This is a genomic window from Megasphaera sp. AM44-1BH (assembly GCF_003467125.1).
GTDB lineage: Bacteria > Bacillota > Negativicutes > Veillonellales > Megasphaeraceae > Megasphaera.
In genome coordinates, this window is record NZ_QSFA01000004.1 from 86,959 (window position 1) to 108,883 (window position 21,925).

Here is a 21,925-nt window from a genome sequence, read left to right on the forward strand (position 1 = left end):
TATCGTCTCAACTAATTCACCTCAAGCTTTAACCAGTTATTGAATTACTAATTAATTTATCCTCATATACATTTCAATTAATTCTTCAGCTTGTTCCTTGTAGCTTCTAATATCTCCATAATTTTGAGTCTTATAATTTATATATTTACTAGAATTTTGTAAAATTTCTTCAATAGCATTTTTCAATGCTTTCAAATTACCTCTAGGAACAATTGTACCATTTTCTCCATTTACAACAGCTTCAGCAGGTCCACCACAGTCACTGACGATAACAAAGCAATCGGAACTAATAGCTTCTCTAACAGTAAGTCCAAAACTTTCATACCCAAGTGATGGGAATAATAATACATCAACATCTTTATAAAGCTGTTTCATTTGCTCTCTATTTTGACGTCCTAAAATTTTAATTCGATCTTTAGGCCATTTTGTTTTTGGTGAGCCAAAGGGCATGATAAGAACAAGTTCCCAATCATAATCTAATAACTTCATTAGAGCCTGGTAAATTAGATTGAATCCTTTTACTTTGGCCTCCCCAGCTACAAATAAAAATTTAATTTTTGTTCTGGATTCTCTATGATTCTTTCCGTCAAAATTCTCTATGCCATTTTTATTAACCAAATATTGAAATGTTGGAATCAATTCTTGCATTGTTTTTTGTGCATAAAAAGACGGCACATATAGTTGGGCAGCATTTTTAAGCAGTTTAAATAAATAATTTCTTCTTGTAGCAATCCAATCAGCATTTAAGTGGCATCTATTTTCACAAATATCTATAGAATCTCCATATTGAATACAGTGATTGCCTTCATCATCCACCATAAACAATTTAGGACAAAGAGCCCAACTATCATGCAATGTCATAACATATGGAATATTATTTTCTGAACAAATTTTACCTATACCATAGCCAAATCCCTGTACAGCATGTAAATGCACAATGTCTGGCTTGACAGTTTTAAGCGTTAATCGAAATGCATCATCAATAATTGGGTTGTCAATTTCAGTAAACTCATTCAGATTGGCTGAGCAAGAATAAACCATGCTTCCATGTGACTTATATTTGCGTATAGTTCCTATGCCCGCGGGATCTGATTGATGAATGGTAAAAACAGAGACAGCAGCAATAGTATTTTCTATCTTAGCCATTTCTTCAGCAATATTTTCTACAACTATAGTTGCCCCACCTAATGAGTTTAATCCAAAATATAAATTAACTTGTAATATATTTAATTGAGAATTATTTTTTTTGTCATAATCAATCAAAGGGATTTTACATTTTCGTAATATTTCCTCCATAGTCTTTGTTTGTTTTTGAATTCCATATAAAGATTTACAACTTTGGAATGCATTTTTTGCTAATTCGTTTCTTAGGTTTTTATCAAGTACTAACTTTTCTATTTTTGTATACCATTCATTATAATTATTTTTCGCCAAAAAGCCATTTTTACCATCTACTATAACATTATTAAATTCAATTAAATCAGAAGCTACTGACGGTATATTTAAAATTGAAGCTTCTATAAATTTAATATTGCTTTTACAATTGTTAAAAAAAGTATCTGTTAATGGCATTAATGCAATGTCGTATTTTGCAATTTCTCTAAAATAATTTTTTGCAGATAATCTTGAAATACGGTGTATTTGATTCTTATATTGCATAAAAACTGGATTTAATGTTAGTTGTCCTATTACATATAAATGTACGTTAGGATATCGCTTTAAAATATCAGATATTGCCAAGTGAATCATATCAAAGTCTGCATCATGCGTATTACTTCCAGCTCCATAAAAAATACGAATATCTTTTTTAGTAAAATTCTTTTTAGTAGTTCTAAATTTAAAAATATCCTTAACCATTCCATTCTGTAGTAAAAAAGATTTTTTTTGTTCGTTAATGCTGTTATATACATCTAAAATTTGTTTTGTACTAGTTAAAAATACATCTGCATGAAGGATAGCTTCTCTATAATATTGCGCTCCTTCTAATAATTGTTTTAATTGTAAATGATTAAGTTTAATTTTAGCTTGTTTTAAATACTTTTTATACAGCGGAATATCAAAAATTAAATCATCAATATCATAAAATTTCGTTAAATGAAGTCGGTCAGCTTCTTTATAATAGTCGGCAACTATCGAAGTATATGGTACTCGATAAAAAATAACATAATCAGCAATTTGAAGATAGCTAATAGCTTCACTTTGCTCATGCCAATCAATAATATATACAGTATATCCTAGATTTTCTAAAATTATTTTTTTATTATCAACCCTATACATCTTACATTGAGGGATAGATAATTCTGCTATAATAACAGCTACATGATTTTTAGGCGCACAATCGAGTTTAGGCCAGCATGTTTCGACCAATTGTTGATTTCGATAAAAATCTTTTCGATGTTTATATTTTTTTGCTTTTTTCCCGAAATGATATAGCAAGTTAAAAGATAGTATTACCATTTTTCTTAAAGAAGTACGGGGACCATTTAAGAAAACGGATAGTGCAGTTACAGCTTGTGGATCGTAAATAGATAACTTTTTTATTTTTTTGATTTTCTCAAACATTAGAAGCTCCTCATCAATTATCCAATACTAGAGAGATAATGCTCTACTGCCACTTCACTATCTCCTACAAACATTAAATGTCCTTTGTTAATCCAGGCAGCATGACGACAGATTTTTTTTACCATTGATTCATCATGTGAAACTAAAATTACAGTTGTTCCTCCACTCATCATTTCTTCCATTCTTTTTGAGCATTTTTCCTGAAAAGAGTGATCACCAACAGACAAGATTTCATCTACAATCAGAATATCTGGTTTTACGAGGGTAGCAATGGAAAAACCTAACCGTGCCATCATGCCACTTGAATAATTTTTTACAGGGACATCTTCAAAATCTTTTAACTCACTGAAATCCATGATTTCGTCATACTTTTCTTCCATCATTTTTTTACTATGACCAAGGATAGCACCATTTAGAAACACATTTTCTCTGCCACTGAGATCCATATCAAATCCAGCTCCTAATTCAATGAGGGGAGCAAGACTGCCATTTAATGTTACGGTACCGTAGGTAGGTGTCAATACGCCACTAATAATTTTTAATAAGGTACTTTTACCGCTGCCGTTTGATCCAATCAGAGCAAACGAATCTCCTTTGGGGATAGTTAGAGAAATATCTTTTAACGCCCAAAATTCATCGAACGATACACCTTTTCCCTTTAATTTTCTAACGACCCATTCTTTTATATTATCTACTCGTTCTTTTGCTAAGTTAAAACGCATAGACACGTCTTTTATTTCTACTGCATTCTCCATGGCTATCCTCGCTCAAATCAAATATAAAGTATAAAATTCTTCTGATGTTTTTCAAAAACCCACATGCCTACGGCTAAAAAGCCAAGTGAGCAAGCTATACATAGTAAATTTTCTTCCCATGTTGGCCATTTACCATAAAGCAATATATCTCTCAGAAATTCTATGTAATCGTATAATGGGTTAAAAATCATCCATGATTTTAACCATTCTGGCAAAATCGAGGTGGGATAAAAAATAGGCGTCAAAAAGTTCAATGCTGATAAAAATACCCCGTAGAGATGTTTTATATCGCGAAAATATACAACTGACACGGCTAAAATCAGGCTGACACCTAGTGAGAAAATCAACATATATATAAAAACAACAGGTAATAAAATCAACGTAATGTGGAAACTGGTGCTAGTAACTACCATGACAATAAATAATGCCAATAATGAAAAGAGTAATGTTGTGAACGTAGATAATACTCTGGATAAAGGAAAAATATATTTAGGAAGGTATACTTTCTTAATTAGGGCTGCTCCATTTAATATTGAATCCATTGCCATCGTCGTTGATTCACTATAAAAATTGAATAGTAATTGCCCTGTCAATAAATATACTGGATAATTAGGAATATCAAAACGAAAAACTGTAGAGAACACTACGGTAAGTACTAACATCATTAACAAAGGATTTAATACACTCCACAAATAGCCAAGAACAGATCGGCGATATTTGATTTTTAAGTCACGAATGACCAGTTCTTCTAACAACCATTTATATTTAAATAAATTATTTTTTAAAATCCAGTTCATGATCCACCTCAGCCATTGATTGTACATTTTCCGAATTTCCCATTATGGGCATCTTGAAAAGCGGAAAAAATATATTTTAGTTTCTTCCATTTATCTTTTTCAAAAAAAAGAACTTTGACAAGTTCTTTAAGGATATATTTGATGTAAGCGTATTTAAGAAATGGATATTTTCTCATTACATATATCAAGTTACGAAAAATATAATATTTTCGTACTGGGCTATGATTTAATACCGCAAACTGATACGCACCTACATGATACCATTTCGTATTTCCCAGCTGATGCTGCATGTAAATATCAAAAAAAGTGATAATTTTCTGTTTCCTTATTCTGGCTCGATAGGCAAATTCACTATCAACCTGGTCTATAAATAAATTTTCATCAAACATACCTAAAGCTATAGCTTTATCAACATTGAGGACAGATCCTGATGTGATATAATATGTAATAATTTGATTTTCTAATTTAGATTTGTCTAAAGGACCATAATTAATAGCATAAGAAACAATCGTATTAATCGTATTTTCGGACGCTCTTATTCTTTTTATATAAGCAGAGATATTGCTTTGTGTAAACGAACTATCTTGATCCATCGTCAATAAAAAAGTATATCCATCAGATTGCGCTTTAGTGAGAGCATAATTCAGGGCGTATGCAATCCCTCTGTTTTCGTAAAATGCAATATATTGTATCTTTGGGTCTTCCTTTAGCTGGTTTACAACGGATGAATCAGGTTGTTCTGTATTATCTAAAACGTACAGCTTCTCAACTGATGAAATATAACTTTGAATATTATGCCATACATCGATATCTGGGTGATATAGAATGACGACACCTGCTAACTTTACATTCATAATTTCCATTCCATTCTTTAAACTATTGTGATGACTGAATTTTTCGAAGAAAATGTGAAAAAATAGATGACGGAATAAATGGTAAGAGCAATTCTAGTTTAGTCGTAGAGGGCGCCCAGTTTTTTCTTTTCCATAAATAGCTGGCATTTTTCCATGTTGGACGCTGAAAATAGGAGATACGCGCTTCACTCCATCTTTTATATGGCTGAAGTCGCTTATCTCCAGCAAAATACCGTGATAATAAATCTATAAATTGTTTATATTGCTTGATGTATTTTTCGAGATATTCTGCTTTAGAATGGATTCCGGCTAATGGTTTCGACTGATTTCCTCTATATACTCTATAATTCATCAATGGCCGGTCTGCTTTTTCTATTTTGCCTGATAACGCTGCAAATACAGCAAGCCACCAATCATGAAAGAAAATATCAGGGAAAGGAACAGCCTTTTGAGCAATCTGGGTCTGCATCAGTATGGTGCATCCTGTGATGAAATTTTTCGCTAATAATTGGGAAACTAAATTATCATCAGAATAGATAATTTGTCGTGGACGTATATCTGTTATGCTATCGGCTATAATCTTAGATGTTTCATCCATAACATACATATCACTAAACGTCAACACCACATTTTCATGAGCTATCAAACTCACTAAAGTAGATAATTTTTCTGGCAGCCAGACATCATCCTGGTCACAATACGCAATATACGGAGTATGGACCAATGTGGTCAAAGTTTCGAACACTTTATTTGATCCCATATTATTCGGACCATGAAATAGTTTAAATGGTATATGTTTTAAATGAAGTGAGAAAAAGGCTTCATATGGATATTCATCGTGAGGATCATCATTCCATATATATAGCTGGAATTGCCTGAATGTTTGGTTTTCAATAGAGGCAAGTTCTTCTTTCAGCCATTTTAAATTGGGATGGTATAAAGCCATTACCACCGTAACTAAGCACGAATCAGGCACCCAGGTAAACCTCCTTGATTATAGAATATTGCTTTTCCCCAGACGGTATCCAAGAAATTTAACGAGGTTATGGAAACACGCTACAGGCAGAAGTTTTATGCATTTATGAGAAATCAGCGTGTAAAGTTCAGATTTAACAAACTTTACACCCTCTCCGTTTACCGCACCGAAAGAATCAAATACGGGTTGATTGTCATGATGTAATTTCCCAATAATTACACTACGCTGAAAATCTTCAGATAAGGTAAAGGAATGGGCATGATACACACAGGCATCAGCATTGTAATAAACGGCATATCCTTCTTTGATAAATTTAGCTGCTATCAGGGTATCTTCACCAAAATCTACATCGGGGAAATTTCCTGACTCTAATAGTTTTTTTCGGTTATATGCAGCGAATGAATCTGAACAAAAAATAGTTTTGACGCCTAATCGGGGAATGTCTCTTTTTGTTTTTAATAAACTTTGAGCAGGATAGTTGAATAACCTGGCATGATTTCCCAGTATGCCAATGCCTGAAACAGGTAATTGCCTGCCATAGGTTAAACCGATTGACGGATTTTCTATCAATGGCAGGCACAGTTTCCAGATAGCGTCAGGTGCAGCTGGAATGGCATCTTGTGTCAGAAAGACAAGGTAATCAGCCTGCGATTGGGTAGCTGCCATGTTCCGCGTCCTACCGTGTCCAAATTCTTCTTTTTTAATAATTTGGACATGGAAACCAGCTTGTTTTGCAATGTGTACTGTATCATCTGTCGAAGATGAATCAATAATACGGATATTATTCGGTGTAATATTTTTCTGTTGTTTCAGAATACCTGCCAATTCATTGAATTTCTTTCCAGCGTTATATGTAGGAATGATAATTTCTATATTATTCATGACAATTTATACTCAACCAGCTCCTATAAATAGTGCATTACTGCATTTCTTTATTTTAGCACATTCAATGCATGCTGTCAGCAATTCAATTGTATACAAACTGTAATAAACAGCTTGTCTTATCTTATACTCAAGGTTAAGTATTTTTAATGAAATACGTGATTTGCTTTTTCACATTCATAAAAAAGTGATATTTTTTCGATTTGCTGTTGAACAGCCTTTTTATCATTTTCAGCAAGTTGCTCAGGCCGTATTACGTGATTATCCTCTATGCTATAAAAATCAAGTCCTGTCGCTAAAATAGGTGGTGCGTCCATAGGTTCAAAAATAGAAGTACCCATAAAGCTATTTTTTTCGTTATTGATTCCTAAAAGCTGACATATAGTTGGTGTTAATGCCAAAGAGGTGTTATTTTGGGCATCATATCGTTCAGGCAGGGAATGCACAGGATCGTAAATGATAAAGGGAATCCTGTCATGAAAGCATTTTACATAATCGGTATCATTGGCAACGAGTGACATAAATGGCTTATCATGGTAATGACAATGGTCAGCTGTAAAAATAACAATCGTATTATCTTTATATTGAGAATGCATAAAATATTTCCAAAACGATCCGAATGCGTTATCTACATTATGCAATGTGTTTAACGTTTCATTGCTTCCGTCTTTATATTTGATGCCATCATTGGGAGTATCTACATTAGTATGTGTTTCAAATGTGTACATAGCTATCAGGAAAGGCTGCGAAGTCGTTTGGTGTTCTAATATTTGAACTAGTTCTGTATACATATCCTGGTCTGTCAGAGAACTGTGCCAGAATTCTGGGTTATAAGGTAAAAATTCAGTTGCGCTATCACGAGTATAGACTTGATGAAATCCCAACATATTCAATAAATCCGTATAAGGGTCCTCTTGCATATGTGGGCTGATAAAGCTGGTGTCATATCCTCTTTCATTTAGCAATTTGGGCAACGACTGGTAATCACGTTGAGCCAGCTGTTTGGATACGCCGGATCCTGCTTTATTACCAACCCAGCCACCTTTTTCATTACCTCCGTAGCGGGGATAACAAGACGTCAATTGTCCGTGAGTCCCTCTAAAGGTTGCTGCTGTGTGATTATAATATCGATCTACTACCATACTCTTTTCTGCAAAGGCATCTATATTGGGAGTCACGTCTCCTAATTTTCCATCATAACAGTCTAGCAACCGTGCAGAAGTACCTTCGGTAAAAATAATGATAATATTAGGCTGTTCTACGTGCTTGTCAGATTTTACAGGAAACGGAAGTTGATTTTTATAAATCCAATCTTTTTCAAAAGGATATCCAGCAATTTTTTTCTGTTGTTTTGTAAGAGGAATGATACTTTTGACAATATTTTTAGACAGTGAGACAATTGGTGTCCCCCCCCTATGTACATTTTGAATGAGCGGCCAATTAAAGTGTGAATTTGTATTCTGGATATAAACTCCACCTGCCGACAATACACTGATAACTATCGAGATGAATAAATTTCGCTTGGACAAATAGAGTTTTCTGCCTTGTACCAGTACAAAGCTAACACCTAAAATCACAAGCAAACATATAATATAGGCCGGACGAATAAGTAAATAAGCTTGATCTGCGTTTTCTAATGCCAAAATTGACATAAATTCACCAACCTGGGAATAATAGATGCATTGTATAAAGTAAACGATACATAAAATAAATAGAATACCTTGACCAACGTATTTCCACTTATTTTTTATAACACGTATTAAATACAAAAAGGTTAGTAATAATACTATTTCTGGTATCGTTTGAAAAAACATCCACCATTCTTTTTCGCCATACGATATAACGGCCAATATCCAACTAAGCCATAATACAATACCTGATAAACATAATTTTTTCATTAGGACAAACACCTCTTATTGCATTTTCTTACTTCTATTTCTTTTATTTATAATCATCTAACAAATACATTACAGTATTTTTACAATCAGGTATTATTGTAACATGGATTTGGTTCTAAGAGAATGCTCTAAGCTATTTTTAGGGGTATTTGTATAGCAAAAAAATAGCAAGAATTATCATTTGATTACGATAATTCTTGCTAGATAGAAAAATTTTTTTGACTCATCATATGGACTCTATCTGTGAGTAAAGCCCCTGCCGCCACTTCGTGGCCCTCCTTCATCTCTGCTGTCCGTTTTGGAAACCACCTTGCGCTTTCTTACAGTCAGCACCTTGCGGGCCCAAAAGGCCTCTCACGGGGACGGCTTTTAGCGTTGTAGGCTGGGATTATAAACTGACAGCATCTTGGAATTCAGCATATTTTGTATTATTGCGTATGTAAGTTCGTTTGAATGCGGCAAATGCAGCATCTCTTTTTAAGCGGACCATCACTCGTCTTTTATTCATGGTAGTTTTATGTTCTTCGTAGTTTTGCAACTCATTATAAAATATATTCATTTCCTTTTGTAGAGCTTTGAATCTGTATTCAGATTTATTTATTCGCATTCCTGTATTTTTTAAATTAAATACTTCATAAATTAATTCTGCTGTCAAGCGTGACGTTGGCTCTTTGTCTAGAGCTGTAATAGAAACTTGTCTGTCCTTGTATTCACATTTTATGTGTTTTTCCGGGTCTTCCTGGCAACAATTAATAATGTTGCCGTCGTACTTTCTTTGATTTTTTATGCTATTACAATGTCCACAGCTCCAGAAAAGGTTATTCCAATCAAATTTTAAGTCAAGATTTCCTTTATGTGGAATCAAATGCTCGATTTCAGGATCTTGAAGCCCTTTCAGTTCACAAATATAGCATTTATCATGAAAATCTGTCTTCAGCTGTGTTACGACATCATCGTTACGATATGAGCCACTGTTACCTTTTGCTTTTTCAATTTCCAGAGATGCTGGTGCAATCGGGGATTTATCACATTTTACCATCTTACCTACTCCTTCTGCGATAATTCCAATTTTAGTTTTTTGTAATCGGTCATAAAGTCTAATCCCAGGTAATCAGGGATTTCATCGAGATAATATTCAAGATCTGCAATTTCTGTATAATCATCGTCAGTTAAATTCTGTTTATGAGCTAGTTGTTTGTATCTTTCGTATTTTTTCTTTAACTCATTAGAAAGCATGGATGCTTTGAAATACCCTTCCACAATTCCGTCGTAAGGGATGTTAGACAATCCTTCCGGATTATCTACTAATGTATGATTAGCTAAGTCATATATCACAGCATTAGATATGGAGTTTAGGATGAAGGGAGAATGGGTCGTCACAATAAATTGGATATTAGGGAAAATACCTGTCAGAATCGGTAAGATTTTCTTTTGAAGTTCTAGATGTAAATGTGTTTCGATTTCATCAATCAATACAACACCTTCCAAATCGTAACGCTTCCCGGCTTTCTTTTCCATTCGCATCATCAAATCTACGACAATATCCAAGACGGCTGCATATCCGCTGGATAATGTGTCAAAGGTAAATGGTTCTCTGCCTGGCACGATAATATGAAATTCAAACGTTTCAATATTAAAATCCAAATGGGCCTGATCATTGTCAAAAATGGTTTGCAGAACATGGTCGAAATTATGAAACCATTGTTTGATTTCAGCAGCTCTTTCCGCTTTACCACTAACTTCTGCCATAGCTCCAATTGTTTTGAGATTTAGGATATATTTTACAAACTCCTGGCCCGGATGCTCATGGATAGCATATTTTTCTTTTAAATCTACTTTCGATACGTTTTTTTCATTATGTGCCGTATATTCACGTTCAGCTTTATAGTATGCAAAGATGTATTCGCCCGTATATACCTTGGACTGCATGCTTTCTACGTCATTGAATTGGACAGTTATCCCTCGGTAAAAGCGATTGATATACTCTTGGTCTTGCTTTATCCTTTCTGAAATCTCTTTATATTGGGTATCCAAAAATTCTAATGATTTGATTTTTTCTTTGTCCGCCAACAACTGCTTTTTGCAATACTCAAGTGTATTAATAGTACGGGCATCTTCTGTATATATAGACAAATACGCACTCAGTGCCTCAATGACGCTGGTTTTGCCACTGCCATTTTTCCCTGTCAGAATCAGATGTTTACACGTCGTTTCTGATAATGGAATGGTGATATTTTGTAAGTGCCGTATTTTATCGATATATATGCTTGTAATAAAATGCTGATTCATCCGATCATCTCCTATATTTTATAAGGATTCAAGATAAAATTTATATTTGAGTAACCCCCCTTCAGACGCCTACGGCGCCAGCTTCATTTCTGCTGTCCGTTTGGGCAACCAGCCTGCATCTTCCTTTGGTCGATACCTGCTGGGCCAAAAAGGCCCCTCACGGGGACGGCTTTTAGCGTGTAAGGTTCAGATCTAATACGCGCCTTTATGCCTCAATACGACTCCTATGGTTCTCCAGATGAGTACGATGTCGAACCAGACATCCCAGTTGCGGACGTACCAGGTATCCATCTGGACCCGTTCGTCGTATGTGGTGTCACTGCGGCCGCTGGTCTGCCACATGCCGGTGACACCGGGACGGACCATGTAGAAGTCTTCAATGTATTTGCCGTATTTGGGAACTTCGGCCTGTATGATGGGGCGTGGACCGACAAGGCTCATTTCTCCTTTCAGGACGTTGAATAATTGGGGCAGTTCGTCCAGGCTGGTTTTGCGCAGGAATGCACCGCTACGGGTAATCCGCGGGTCGTCTTTGAGTTTGAATTCTTTCTCCCATTCTTTGCGGGCTTCCGGATTTTTGGCCAGGAGTTCTTTGAGCCTGACATCGGCATCGACGCACATGCTGCGGAATTTGTAACAGTTGAATTCCTTTCCATGACGGCCGACGCGGCGGTGCTTGAATATGATAGGACCCGGCGAGTCTTTGTATATCCATAGAGAAATAGCCAGGAATACAGGGCTCAGACAGATAATGCCGATACAGGTACAGACTATATCGAACAGGCGCTTGATGATACGATTGTACCGCCGGGCCATGTTATTGCGGATCTGGAAGGCGACGATGTGACCGTCGATGAGGGTTTCCATATCGAGGGTAGCTAGTGGCATGGTGCCCATATCGGGAATGAAGGCGATGTTTTTTACTTTGGGCTGCAGACGGTAGATGATATCCTGTACTTTATCATTGCTCAGGCCTGGCGCGATGACCAGGACGTGCTGGACGCCGGTCTGGTCGATAACGGCTTCGGCGTCGGCAAAGGTTCCCAGATGCGGCATAAGTCTGGCGACTTCCGGTTCTGGTTTATGATCTTCCAGGAAACCGATGAAATCAAAGGCAAGACCGGAATCGTCCTTGAAATATTTCAGCACAATAGCAGCTGTCTTTCCTGCCCCCATGATGAGGACCGGAAGCTGCAGCATATGGAGACGGTTCAATAGTTTGCGGCTGATGAAGCGGAATAATACGAGAAAGAAGAAGGCAAATATCCAGATGAATCCGATAAATAACCGCGACGTATGGGAGGCCGTTTCCAGAACATACATGAGAAATATCATCACACCGACGGCATACAGATTGGCTTTGAAAATACGGGAAATGATGCGCCAGAACTGCATGCGCCGTGTATACAGAGACTGAACCTGCATGAAAAGGATAAAAATAGCTGGCCCAATTACATGAAAACTGAGCCAGGAAATATGCAGGGCAGAATTGGTAATGAGCGCATTACGCAGGGAAAAAGACAGCTGTTCTGCCAACAGGACAGCTATATAATCGATTACGACCCACAACAGAGGCAGCACGACGGTGCTGTATTTATTTTTTATAGAAATGGATGTTTTCATGACGTCACCATGTCCGTTCATTCCCAGAATCCTCCTAGTTTGTAGCTTGTTTCATTTTAACACACCCGCCATAGTTTGTCAGTATGAGAAAACGATTTGTTTTTTGAGCGATTATGGTACCATCAAATCTACTCTAGTACATCGTAAACACAGAAAAGTCCGCACGGCGATATGGAGATATAGAATACAATTTTTTCAGACCGTAATTTTTATGTTATAATATATTTATTAATTGAATGCTATACAGAATTATTACATAAATATATATTTATTGGGGAAAGGCAGGAGAAATCATGAATCAAGAGTTACATAATTTTATTCGTTCATTGCCTACAACGCCATTTTTATTTGTGGGGTCTGGTATTTCAAGACGATATTTTAATTTGCCTGACTGGCGCACGTTATTAACACACTTTATTAATATTGTAACGAATCAAGATTCAATTGGATGGGCAAAATATTATCAATCTTTCGGACCAGATTATGCAGATATTGCGGAAGCTCTAAAAGCTGATTTTGATGCCAGATGGTTTACTGATTCATCGATACGTACATTGCCTTTTGAATTAATGCAAAAAGTTACACAAGAGAATTGTTCTCCATTCAAAGCCGAAATAGCCTCTTATATTGACTTAAATTCTAAACTAAACTTGGCCTATAAAGATGAAATTGATATTTTGAAATCACTGACCGCTAGAAATATTGCAGGGTTTATAACAACAAACTACGATAATTTTTTAAATATTATTGCACCTGACTATATTACCTTTGTAGGTCAGGAAGAACTACTTTTTAATTCTATACAGAATATTGCTGAAATTTATAAAATCCATGGTTCAATTTCAAATCCTGATAGTATCATCATTACCAGTAGTGATTATGATAAATTTAACAGAAAAGCTTCTTATCTAACTGCTAAATTATTAACTATTTTTTTAGAAAATCCAATTATTTTCATTGGTTATTCAATAAGTGATAAGAATATAAGAAATATTATTTTTTCTATCGCCGATTGTCTTTCAACAGAAAATTTAAAAAAATTAGAAAATAGATTCATTGTGGTGGAATATGATAGAGACAATGGGCCAACTACTATATCACCGTATTCTATGGATATTAATGGAACTATCATTCCAATGACTAAAATAACTATGTCAAATTATGCAGATTTATATGAGGCGTTAAAAGAAAAACGTTCCGCACTGCCTGTTAAAATGCTACGAATGTTTAAAAATGAATTTTATAATTTTATACTTTCTAGTACACCAACTCAAAAACTGTATGTTGCTGGCATAAATGATGTAAGAGTGGATGATGAAGACTTAGTGCTAGCTATTGCTTCTCCTGATCAGCTTGGACCAAAAGGGTTAACAGGAATTGAAGCGGACGAACTATATAAAGATATCTTATTGGATACGATACATAATACCGCTGATGAAATTCTCACCTATGCTTATCCTAAAATAATTAAACAAGTTCAAAAGCTTGTAGTATTTAAATATTTAAAAAAAGCATCTCATGATTACCCTGAAATACGACAAAAGACTAATATTAATTGTTATGATGACTTCTTGAGCCAAACAATAAAGAAAAATCGTTCAAGAAAAGATTATTCCCATCATACAATTATTGATCTAACACATAATTTGGATTATAAGAATTTAGATTTAGTGGAAAAAGTCAACATGGAAATATGTTTTTTGCCTGAAAAAAATATTACTGCAAACAGCTTATATGACCATTTGAAAAAAATTATTGAGAATAATCCTAATATATTTTCTAAAACAACAAAATCAAGTTTTAAGACAGGTTTTCGTCGTTTAATAAGAATTTATGATTGGTTAAAATACGGTAAATAAATGCAAAGGAGCTCGTATTCCAGTGCCTCTTTTAAAGACACCTGATACGAGCTCCTGCAAATAATCTCTGTCAAGAACCTGTAGATCAGTTCCTCCCAACGGAGAAACCTATAACCAGTTCTTACCTTTAGTATACTTGTTTTTTTCTAAAAATCAAGAGGGATATCGGAACATTAACCAGCTATTTCATGATCAGGATCGGTACGTGGCTGCGCAGGAGGACGTAGTTGCTGACACTGCCAAGGAGTATTTTTTTCAGGCCTGACAGGCCGCGGTTGCCGATGATGATGAGGTCTACCGGATGTTCTTCGCTGTATGCTACGATGTTTTGTGCCGGGTCCCCTATCTGGACGACGGCTTCGGCATGAATCGTATCGGGAATGAGGGGCATGAGTTTCAGAAGCAGTTTGTATCCTTTTTCTTTCAGTTCTCCCGGTATATATCCACCGGTGCTGACTTGCTCAAAGGAATTGATTTCTTTATTCATATCTACTACGGTCAGCAGTGTCAGGCTGCTGCCGCATTTTTGTGCCAGATAGACGGCTTTTTCCAGGGCCCGCCTCGATGGTTCGGATCCATCGACCGGTACCAGTATATGCTGTAATTCTTCATTCATGACAATTCCTCCTTCTGACGGGCCAATTCTTTCTGTCTCGTCCCGTAAAAGACCAGGCAGAAGACGATAAGGATGCAGGCGAAATAAATCAGGAATCCGCCAAATTCCGGAGCAATATCCCAGAATCTGGCACCGCGGATCGTAATGTCTCTTGTAAATTCATATTCCCAGGTAAGGGGAAAGAAATGGGCAAAGTAGCGGACCCACAGGCTTTGCTGCATAATCGGGCTGGTGGCACCACCAAGAATAAATCCCATAGGAATAAAGAGTATCATGCGGCTGGCAGCTACGCCGGGGTTGGCTGCATTCCACCCAAAGAGCAGGCTCATCATTCCGACGGCCGGGATATAGAAGCACTGGGTCAGGAAAAACAGGAGCAGGCTGCCTGCGAAAGCCATGTCATTCAGGAAATGAAGGATGACCATGCCGACGGTAAGTGCCGTCATGAGGCAGATACAATACGGAACGAGACGGACGAGTATGGCAAACGGAGTTCCCTCCTGCTGGATCCGGGCCAGTTCCCCGGTCATGCGCAGTCTGGGTATCATACCGATGGTGGCAAAGGTAAAGAACATGGAAGAAAAGAAAAAGAGGAATCCCTGGACTTCCCCATTGTTGGCTGCGGAACCTTGTGGATTGAACAGGAGCCGGTCGCGCAGGGTAATGCCCCGTTCTGCCCGGGATGTTGTGGGAGCCGCCAGTTTTTCATTTTCTATCGCCACGATGGCATTGAGTCCTTCTATGATATCTGCGTTCTGGGCAATGCTCGTATTGTCATAAAATACGCCAATGGTCCCGGCAGCATCGCTGTAACGGTTCTTTTCCAGATCTTTTGGGAAATAGACAACGGCAGCGAACCGGTCCCGGTAAAACAGTGATTTGGGATTGACTGCTGTATGAAGGACCGTATCGATGCGGATATACGGGGAGGCATCCATTTCGTCGATGACCTGATGGCTGTATTTGGAGTTATCCAGATCGATGACGGCGACCGGGGCATCCTGTATATAGTTATTTCCCAGGAGCACTGTAAATAACACGGCACAGACCACAGCTACGACCATAGCCACTTTTTCATAAGGCATGCCCATACCGGAAAAGAGAAAAGCCAGCTCACGTTTAAGGGAGTTCATGATCGGTCACCTCGATTGTCTGACCCGGCAGTACTTTTTCTTCCGGATTGGTGTAGACGCGGATTTGGAAAGCCGTAAGGTCGGCCTGTCCTTTTTCTCTCGTGCCCTTCAGGTCGGCAAAGCCCGGTGCCTGGGTGATAAACCGTATTGTACCGGCTACACGATGTCCATCCGTTATGGCCGTACCGGACAGGTCCTGCCCTTCGTGAAGGCGTACAGCCTGTTTTTCACTGACATAGATATCATAATATTTCCGTTTGCTTTCCAGGAGGATGACCGGCGTATCGGCCTGAATCATTTCTCCTTTCTTGGCCAGCAGTTTCAGTATTTTACCATCCTCCGGCGCTCTCAGGGTCAGGCGGTCTTTTTGTACTTCCAGCTGTTGCAGCTGTACGCGTAGCTGGTTGCGCTGCTGGACCAGGGATTCCCTGTCATGTCCCTTATTGGCTACAGTCTGGCGCTGTTCTTCAATCTGCGGCAGTACCATGGTATTCGTATCACCGGTATCCACGGCTCCGCCCAGTAATTTAGCCAGGCCTTCCTGCTGCTGGTTCATGGCAGCCTGGGCTACAGATAGAGCTGCTTCCGAGTCGTCCATATCGGATTTGGCGATGGCTCCCTGACTATACAGGGCCATTTTACGGTCGTAATCCCTCTGAGCATTGACCAGTGTGGCCGCGGCCGAATCGATAGCTGCACGCTGCTGATCTATCTGGCGCCGGCTTTCCTGTTCTGTCGTATTGGTCTGGGCAAAGCCAATCTGTATAGACCCTTCCATGGATTGTATCTGTGCATCGAGCTGAGCAATCTGGGCCCGGGTCTTGGCGATATCGAGGTCTACATCGGTACTGTCAAGTTCCATCAGGATATCGCCGGCTTTTACTTCCTGCGATTCCTTCACGGCTTCCCGGATCAGTTTGCCACTGACTGATTGAAAGGATACTTTTACCTGCTCTGCCGTGACGATACCATCTTTTTTGATGATGCCCTGAGCGACGGCATCATTTCCCTTATACAGCAGCAGAATTCCGCCGGCAATGAGGACGATGATAAAGAATATCCCCATATGCATCGCTTTTCTGCGCCATATCATATTTTGTCCGTCCATACTAAACAGTCCTTCCTGTCTATATATTTAGCTAGCTAACTAATTATGTACGATATCACACAGGTCCTGTCAGGCAGACTTATCCTGTCAGTTTCTTCAGCAGGCCGATGAGTTCGTTTTGTTCCTGTTCCGTGAGCCGTCCCATGAGCTTCGTAATGCGCAGATAGTGACCGGGCAGTACTTTTTCTGTATAGGCCTTCCCGGCTGGTGTCAGCAACAGTTTCTTTGTCCGCCGGTCTTCCTGGCTCGACCGGGCTTCTACTAATCCATCCCGTACCAGTCGCTGTGACATGACACTGATTGTCGCTTTGGTCACTCCCGTCTTTTCTGCCAGGTAACTCGGTGCAATGCCTTCCGGATGCTGGTGCAGGACAATGAGGACCCGCAGTTTACCTTCGCTGAGTTGATATTTCTTTTCCAAGACGTCATTGATATCGCATCGTATTTCTTCGGCAGCCTGCATGATGCGCAGCATGGCCAGTACTGCCGGAGGATTGATTTCAGGCATCAGGCTGGCATGTTGTTCCAGTTCTTCCCTTGTCGGAAACGCTTCTATTTTCATCATTGTCATCCCTTTATAATTAGTTAGCTTATTAACTATTAGTATAGACACTTTTCTGAATTTGTCCATACTTAAGCCTTCTTTCCTTCATTGGGGCTGTTGCGTCCCATGCTCCAGTCCACGATAATACCAGCGGACGAAATACAATTGAAGCAGATATACCAGAAATTCCATTTCCTCTTCCAGATTTTCATCAAAAGGTCCGCCTGTCAGGAGTCCTTTATCAGCGATTGCTGCTACGATTGCGGCTGCTATAATTAAGAAGAAGGCCGGAACAGGAACGGGGATTTCCAGGAAAATTCTCCTCCAGGGCATGAGCACAATGAATGCCAGCATAGTCACCATAATGATCACGGCAATGATGCCATGGATAACTACATGATGTGGCAGGGAATGCATACTGACAAATACAGGTCCGTGATTGGTCATCGTTTTCAGCATAAAGACACGGCCCCAGCTCAGTTCTCTGCCCAGTAGGATGAGAAAATAGAGGCTTATAGCCAGCCACAGACTATGATGGTAGCATCCACGGGCTTTGCGGAAAAGAGCAATACAACAGACCGCTCCGGCGGCCAGGACGATATTCTGCAACATCTCCAGCGGCCCATTTTCCCAGCCGGCCCACGGCGGAAACAAGAACGCAGCAGGAAATGCCATAAGAAAATAGAGACACGCCCAAAAGGGGACACCGCATCTCTTCCATCGGATTATAAGATTATGTACTATCATGGGCATCACCTTGTATACTACTATTTCTTTTATTATATCATATTTAAAGGCTGCCCATAATAGACATATTTACAGAATCTGCCCAATCCCATCTGTCGGGACCGGGCAGAGTTTATCAGTACAGGCTATTCTAGGCCAAGTTTCTTTTTCCAATAGCCGGAATAGACGACCGACATGGGGTTATGAGTCAGTACGCGGTCTTTAACTACCAGCGTCGTGACAGGACCTTTGCAAGTCTGGGCAAAAAGCGCGTCATGACCAACGCAGAGACCGGCCGATACAAATAATTGGCAGTTCTGCTTATTGAGAAAATCAGCCTGGCCTTTTGGATTACACATGCATTCCACAGGGGCATGGGGATTTACTTTTTTCAGACCTAGGACGTCTTTTTCGACACCGCAATTTTTACAGCAGACAGAATACACTTCGAACTCCTTGGACAAGTAAGCAGCAAACAGACGGGCTTCTTCGGCAATGCCAATACAAAAGCCGATACCAATTTTTGTATAACCCATTTTTCTGGCAAAAGCTGCCGTTTCCTGCAGGCGTGTATATTTCATATAATATGTAGCTTCTACATAAGCCGCGGCATCCATGATGCGCCGTTCTTCCTCATTATATAATGCCAGTACTTCTTCTGGTTGTACACCCGTACAACTTTTTCCTAATTTGGCACACATATGATTACAATTACAATTGGCACAATCTCCTAACATTGAAATCATCTCCTCTTTCCGTCATTTCTTTTAGTATACTACGAGTTAACCAGGAAGTACTCCGATTGTTTGTATACCTCTTCTGTAATATCCTGCCCGATTCCCGGGAGATCCGGAACGGCATACTGTCCGTTTACAGGCTGGTAATCGTATTGGACCAGTTCCCTGTATTCCTTCAGTAAGGTTTTCTGGTGATGTTCATGAATGATAAAATTAGGAATAGCCGCTTCCGCCTGAATCGCTGCCGCTTCTGCTACTCCCGTACCGGCAACGTGGGCTTGTACGGTGATTTCATATGCATGGGCCATATCTGCAATTTTCCGGAATTCAGAAAATCCTCCGCATGACCCCAGATCAGGCTGTATAACATCCAATGACCGGTCTGTAAAATATGGCAGATAGCCAAAGCGGGAGTAAATCCGTTCTCCTGATGCCAGGGGGATATGTATATCATGTTTTGCAATCCGGAGCAGTGATGGATTTAAGGGTGTATTGATTTCTTCATATAAATATATATTATATTTTTCGATTGCCCTTGCAAATTGAATGGCACTAGTAATATCCGTACGGCCATGATTTTCAATGATTATGTCCACATCCGGACCAATCGTTTCCCGGATTGCCTGTACCCGTTCTTCGCCTAACGCAATAACCCAATGAGGTAAAGGACCTTCTACCCGGGGAATGGTTTTGCCTTCCCGGTCAAAGGAAAGGACGTCTACCTTTATAGCATCATATCCATCGTCCAGGGCATGCTGTGCTTCTGCCACATAGTCTTCTGTTTTTCCCCGCGCGTATCGTTCTGGTCCCCAGCCCAGTTGCAGCTGCGATGCGTATGCCCGCAACGAGGAATGCGTTTTTCCTCCCAGCAGCTGATAGACGGGAACTCCGAGTGCCTTTCCTTTGATATCCCACAAGGCTATATCCAGCGCGGAAATGGCCGTAAAAATGACCGTGCCGCCACCCTGGCCCCAAAATGTTTTCTTGAATAAGGTTTCCCAGATTTTCTCTGTGGCAAAGGGGTCCTGTCCGATAAGCAGGGAACTGAAATCCCGGATAGCTCCTACAGCACCGCTGCCGCCTTTTCCGTAGGCCATTCCGGCTTCTCCGATTCCATATATCCCTTCATCCGTCGATACCTTGACTAAAATTGGACGTTGTCCCGACTGCGGACGTGTAGTAACGTAAAATATTTCTACTTGTGTGATTTTCATGTGAAATTCCTCCTCAATAGATCATACAATTTTTTTCTGTGGTTTCATAATGCCGTCTAAAATGTGTTTTTCATACTGAATCGTTTCTGGTCCTTTTCTATGGGGGCGGCCGAGTTCGATTGGCTGATTCATCTGGATATGCCCGTCTTCTATGAGAACAACCCGGTCAGCCAGATAGACGGCTTCGCTGACATCGTGTGTCACAAGAACCAGAGTAAACCCCAGTTCCTGCCAGAGCCGTTCAATCAGACGCTGCATTTGCAGGCGGGTCAGTGCATCGAGAGCACTGAGCGGTTCATCGAGCAACAGTACCCGCGGCCGGCCAATCAGTGCCCGTGCCTAAAAAGGAAATACTGGGCTGTCGTAGATTTGACATAAGCTACTTTTTTCCCTTTCAGGTCGGCGACTGTATGAATAGATGCTTTGCTTTTCGGGCCTGTAATCAGTTCCTGATCCAAGGTTGATCCTTTTCGTATAGCGACGATTTTGAAATTCCCGCCATTATTGCTTAGTGAAGCAAAGATAGGTGGTATCTGACTGCCACAGCCCGCCAGTCCCAGAACAAGAAAACAGAGTACAATAAACAGAATTGATATTTTTTTCATAACATTTCCCCCTTTGGCAATAAAAAAAGCTGAATGCACCCGGTACGCCTTCCTTGATGGCATACGTACCAGGTGATTCAGCCTTCAGCTTTTCTGATCAGCTTTTTCTCCGTCCGTTCGATGCGGACAATTTCATGTTTTTTGATGACGACGACTAGTTTTCCGTATTGCAGATTTCCCAGTGATGAGCGGATCTGTTGTTCTATCCCTTTCCGGTCCGGTGGTTTCCGGCAAATTCCCTGTCCCTGACAAAGGACGATGCGTTCATTGCGCTCCAGCTGGATCAGCCGGGAATCCTGGATGACCAGGGCAATCTCTCCGGAACAGGTCTGTTGTATTAAATCCAGTGCATAGGTCAGTGCATTTTCCTGATCCGATGCTCCCCCTCTGTTTTTTTCCATGTATCCCTCTAAAAAAAAAATCAGCATCCTGAAAGATGCTGCTCCCCTAGCCAGTTTCATCTTCCAGGTTTAATCCTGCTGGAATTGGCACCTTACCTTCCGGCAGGTTGCCGCAGCTTCACCGGGCCAGTCCCTCCGCTGCTCTTGATGACGCGCATTCTGTTGTATCAGACCTGCGCTATGAATTTGTACACATACAGTCCATTCTGTTCATATCCGGTACCTCCTGATTCGTCGGTTTTTAATGTATACCGAAATAATACACTATATTTTTCCACCTGTCAAGAAATTTAGAATTTAATTCTATATTTTTTTCGTTTATGCAGAAAAATTCCATCCCTATGCA

Annotated in this window: 21 protein-coding genes and 1 riboswitch; of the genes, 1 reads left to right on the forward strand and 20 read right to left on the reverse strand. The window is 39.5% G+C overall.

All coding sequences use genetic code 11. The features are described 5' to 3' along the window. Positions 1-51: 51 nt before the first annotated feature. The 10 genes from DW949_RS04830 to wbaP form a co-directional block, all read right to left on the reverse strand. Positions 52-2,562: a glycosyltransferase gene (locus DW949_RS04830; protein ID WP_118022119.1), complete on the reverse strand. Its 2,511-nt coding sequence runs from the start codon at positions 2,560-2,562 to the stop codon at positions 52-54. Between the two features lie 17 nt (positions 2,563-2,579). Further along, on the reverse strand, positions 2,580-3,317 hold the full coding sequence (locus tag DW949_RS04835) for an ABC transporter ATP-binding protein (RefSeq protein ID WP_118022120.1): 738 nt from the start codon (positions 3,315-3,317) through the stop codon (positions 2,580-2,582). Positions 3,318-3,334: 17 nt separating this feature from the next. Continuing rightward, entirely contained in the window at positions 3,335-4,114 is a 780-nt protein-coding gene (locus DW949_RS04840; protein ID WP_118022169.1) for an ABC transporter permease, read from the reverse strand. Between the two features lie 8 nt (positions 4,115-4,122). After that, positions 4,123-4,968: a glycosyltransferase gene (locus tag DW949_RS04845; protein WP_158570638.1), complete on the reverse strand. Its 846-nt coding sequence runs from the start codon at positions 4,966-4,968 to the stop codon at positions 4,123-4,125. Positions 4,969-4,990: 22 nt separating this feature from the next. Beyond that, positions 4,991-5,944: a glycosyltransferase gene (locus DW949_RS04850; protein ID WP_118022122.1), complete on the reverse strand. Its 954-nt coding sequence runs from the start codon at positions 5,942-5,944 to the stop codon at positions 4,991-4,993. 18 nt (positions 5,945-5,962) lie between these two features. After that, positions 5,963-6,826, reverse strand: a complete 864-nt coding sequence (locus tag DW949_RS04855; RefSeq protein WP_118022123.1) for a glycosyltransferase family 2 protein — start codon at positions 6,824-6,826, stop codon at positions 5,963-5,965. Positions 6,827-6,972: 146 nt separating this feature from the next. Then, positions 6,973-8,724: an LTA synthase family protein gene (locus tag DW949_RS04860; protein ID WP_118022124.1), complete on the reverse strand. Its 1,752-nt coding sequence runs from the start codon at positions 8,722-8,724 to the stop codon at positions 6,973-6,975. A 388-nt stretch (positions 8,725-9,112) separates the two neighbouring features. Beyond that, complete coding sequence (locus DW949_RS04865; protein WP_118022125.1) at positions 9,113-9,763, reverse strand: HNH endonuclease; 651 nt, start codon at positions 9,761-9,763, stop codon at positions 9,113-9,115. 5 nt (positions 9,764-9,768) lie between these two features. Beyond that, the gene (locus DW949_RS04870) at positions 9,769-11,013 is read right to left on the reverse strand and encodes an AAA family ATPase (protein ID WP_118022126.1); all 1,245 of its coding nucleotides are present in this window, start codon (positions 11,011-11,013) and stop codon (positions 9,769-9,771) included. Positions 11,014-11,205: 192 nt separating this feature from the next. Further along, positions 11,206-12,657, reverse strand: coding sequence for an undecaprenyl-phosphate galactose phosphotransferase WbaP (wbaP, locus tag DW949_RS04875; protein ID WP_233539496.1), 1,452 nt, complete (start codon positions 12,655-12,657; stop codon positions 11,206-11,208). A 272-nt stretch (positions 12,658-12,929) separates the two neighbouring features. Here wbaP and DW949_RS04880 point away from each other — a divergent pair, with 272 nt between their 5' ends. After that, positions 12,930-14,495, forward strand: a complete 1,566-nt coding sequence (locus tag DW949_RS04880; RefSeq protein WP_118022127.1) for an SIR2 family protein — start codon at positions 12,930-12,932, stop codon at positions 14,493-14,495. A 181-nt stretch (positions 14,496-14,676) separates the two neighbouring features. On the opposite strand, the gene DW949_RS04885 is transcribed toward DW949_RS04880, so the two are convergent. The 10 genes from DW949_RS04885 to DW949_RS04930 form a co-directional block, all read right to left on the reverse strand. Then, positions 14,677-15,111, reverse strand: coding sequence for a universal stress protein (locus tag DW949_RS04885; protein WP_118022128.1), 435 nt, complete (start codon positions 15,109-15,111; stop codon positions 14,677-14,679). Continuing rightward, positions 15,108-16,244 carry an ABC transporter permease gene (locus DW949_RS04890; protein WP_118022129.1) on the reverse strand — a complete coding sequence of 379 codons (1,137 nt, stop codon included), beginning with the start codon at positions 16,242-16,244 and terminating at the stop codon, positions 15,108-15,110. The genes DW949_RS04885 and DW949_RS04890 overlap by 4 nt, the downstream gene beginning before the upstream one ends. Next, complete coding sequence (locus DW949_RS04895; protein WP_233539497.1) at positions 16,231-17,352, reverse strand: HlyD family secretion protein; 1,122 nt, start codon at positions 17,350-17,352, stop codon at positions 16,231-16,233. Before DW949_RS04895 ends, DW949_RS04890 begins: the two co-directional genes overlap by 14 nt. A gap of 79 nt (positions 17,353-17,431) precedes the next feature. Beyond that, positions 17,432-17,917 (reverse strand): MarR family winged helix-turn-helix transcriptional regulator, encoded by a 486-nt coding sequence (locus tag DW949_RS04900; RefSeq protein ID WP_233539498.1) that lies wholly within the window; start codon positions 17,915-17,917, stop codon positions 17,432-17,434. 84 nt (positions 17,918-18,001) lie between these two features. After that, entirely contained in the window at positions 18,002-18,508 is a 507-nt protein-coding gene (locus DW949_RS04905) for a hypothetical protein (RefSeq protein ID WP_147349045.1), read from the reverse strand. A gap of 260 nt (positions 18,509-18,768) precedes the next feature. Beyond that, positions 18,769-19,359 (reverse strand): DUF1847 domain-containing protein, encoded by a 591-nt coding sequence (locus DW949_RS04910; protein ID WP_118022132.1) that lies wholly within the window; start codon positions 19,357-19,359, stop codon positions 18,769-18,771. A 38-nt stretch (positions 19,360-19,397) separates the two neighbouring features. Further along, entirely contained in the window at positions 19,398-20,573 is a 1,176-nt protein-coding gene (locus DW949_RS04915; protein WP_118022133.1) for a mandelate racemase/muconate lactonizing enzyme family protein, read from the reverse strand. Between the two features lie 21 nt (positions 20,574-20,594). Beyond that, positions 20,595-20,879, reverse strand: coding sequence for a hypothetical protein (locus DW949_RS04920; protein ID WP_199595752.1), 285 nt, complete (start codon positions 20,877-20,879; stop codon positions 20,595-20,597). Between the two features lie 20 nt (positions 20,880-20,899). Further along, entirely contained in the window at positions 20,900-21,178 is a 279-nt protein-coding gene (locus tag DW949_RS04925; RefSeq protein ID WP_147349046.1) for a hypothetical protein, read from the reverse strand. 77 nt (positions 21,179-21,255) lie between these two features. Further along, on the reverse strand, positions 21,256-21,579 hold the full coding sequence (locus DW949_RS04930) for a DUF2292 domain-containing protein (RefSeq protein ID WP_158570639.1): 324 nt from the start codon (positions 21,577-21,579) through the stop codon (positions 21,256-21,258). Positions 21,580-21,632: 53 nt separating this feature from the next. Beyond that, a riboswitch (SAM riboswitch) is annotated at positions 21,633-21,733 on the reverse strand. Positions 21,734-21,925: the final 192 nt, after the last annotated feature.